Raw genomic sequence first — 1741 nt, 5'->3', positions numbered from 1 at the left:
TCGTCTGCAAGCAAGCTGTCATCATTCGGATAAACCGTCGCGTTTAATTGGTATTGCTCAACGACCTTTTGAGCAGCTTCTTGATTAACATCCGTTACAGCTACGATTTCTGCGCCGGACAGCTTATTCGTGATGCGGTTAATATGTTCTTTTCCGATTGCTCCAGTTCCAATTACGCCAATACGTAAACTCATTGACAGCCACTCCTTCTGTTGGTTACATGATTTTGCTTTCTGTTCCTTGCTTTACTTGACTCTGAGGAGATCCGTAGAGTTCCTCTTGTATTTGTTCAAGCGACTTGCCAGACGTATTCTGCGCAAAAAGCAGCCCGATAATCATACTGGCCGTCACACATCCGAGAAGAATTGCAGCCATTGTTCCAATGCCGAAATTGGTGATAATCATTGGGACAAACAGACTCCAAATCCCTATTGAAATACGGACAAGGAAAAACATCAGTCCTTGTGCGGAAGCACGATATTGCGTAGGAAAGATTTCACTGGCCCATAACTGATAGTTCGCTTGCTGCCCTGCTCCGTTATTGATGCCGATCACGACAATAAACAGGAGCAGAATCGGCAGGCCTTCAACTGGCAGCAGAAACAGTGTCCACCCGATCACCGCCATGAAAGCGGCGATTCCAAATACGGTTTTTCTATATTTGTCGGCAAAGGGCATGAAGATCAAAGCGACCCCCAATCCTGTGAAGATAAACAGCCCCATTTGCAAAAGGTTGGCCATGTTGGCAGATACACCGCCGACCTGCTGATAAATGTATGGCATAAAGAAGCCCATGACCCCGGCGGCTAAGTTCCAAACCAAGTACACACCCATCAAAAACAGGATGCTTTTTAGATACATAGGCTTGAGCAAATCAAAATACGATGTCTTATTCAATACAGCCGGCTTCTCTGCCTGAGCTTCCTCCGGCTGATTTTTTGTCTGCCAGGCGTCTGATTCCGGAAGCCTGATTCTCAGGATGTACGTAATCAGCGCAATCACAAGCAGATGGGCAAATACGATTTTATTCCCCAAGAGTCCCAAGTCACCGGCCAGTACGGAGAGGAGCAGTACAACGACAGCGCCCGCGGCCCAAGCGACTTGTGCTACGCCGCAATGTCTGGCCCGATTCTTCTTTGGCGCATTTTCCGCAATAATGGTCCATGACGCGGTTATGTCAGCTCCTACTGATAAACCGATAATGATGTAACCGCTTAACAACATGGGGAAATTAACCCCGAACAAAACCAAACAAATCCCTAGTGCATAAACCAGCATGCTATTGGTGTAAACAGCCTTCCGTCCGACTTTATCAGCCAGAAACCCGCCGAGCAGCGCGCCGACAGCAGCAGAAATCGCATTCGCGCTCAGCGCGCCGAGCAGCCCGATTTGCGTATCGGATAGCTTAAGGTAACTGACCCATAATGATAAACCGGCGGAGCCTGCCACAATTGAACCGGCATCAATATAGTTGGCCAATGCTGCCGCGATTGTCCGTTTATTGAATGCTGAATCTCCATTGGTATTGCCCATGTGTTCATTCCCCATTAAGCCAGATCCAACAACTGCTGATCAATATAGTTTCTCGCGATCAATGCATACTCCAGCGGGTTTGCAACATCGGGGTCCTGTTCAGCTTCAATGACAATCCATCCGGAATAACTGTGCTTCAACAGCAGCTGATATACTTCTCTAAAGTCAATGCAGCCGTCACCGGGAACCGTAAACATGCCTTTTAAAA

At 47.7% G+C, this 1741-nt stretch carries 2 protein-coding genes and 1 pseudogene; all 3 read right to left on the bottom strand.

Annotated features, from left to right (window positions below):
- Nucleotides 1-194, bottom strand: a 194-nt coding sequence (locus tag ACWHAR_RS20610; RefSeq protein ID WP_452087676.1) for a Gfo/Idh/MocA family oxidoreductase, incomplete at its 3' end; no start/stop codon positions are given.
- A gap of 22 nt (nt 195-216) precedes the next feature.
- The gene (gene iolF / locus ACWHAR_RS20605; protein ID WP_452087675.1) at nt 217-1533 is read right to left on the bottom strand and encodes a myo-inositol transporter IolF; all 1317 of its coding nucleotides are present in this window, start codon (nt 1531-1533) and stop codon (nt 217-219) included.
- Between the two features lie 14 nt (nt 1534-1547).
- Nucleotides 1548-1741, bottom strand: a pseudogene (locus ACWHAR_RS20600) (myo-inosose-2 dehydratase); the annotation flags it as partial.

It is taken from the genome of Bacillus sp. LR--39, from assembly GCF_053613335.1.
Note: the sequence above shows the minus strand (reverse complement) of the source record. Positions and strands in the feature narration are given on the sequence as shown.

Excerpts from the sequence above, each read along its gene's own strand:
- iolF (WP_452087675.1), bottom strand. The coding sequence starts at position 1,533 with ATGGGCAATACCAATGGAGATTCAGCATTCAATAAACGGACAATCGCG.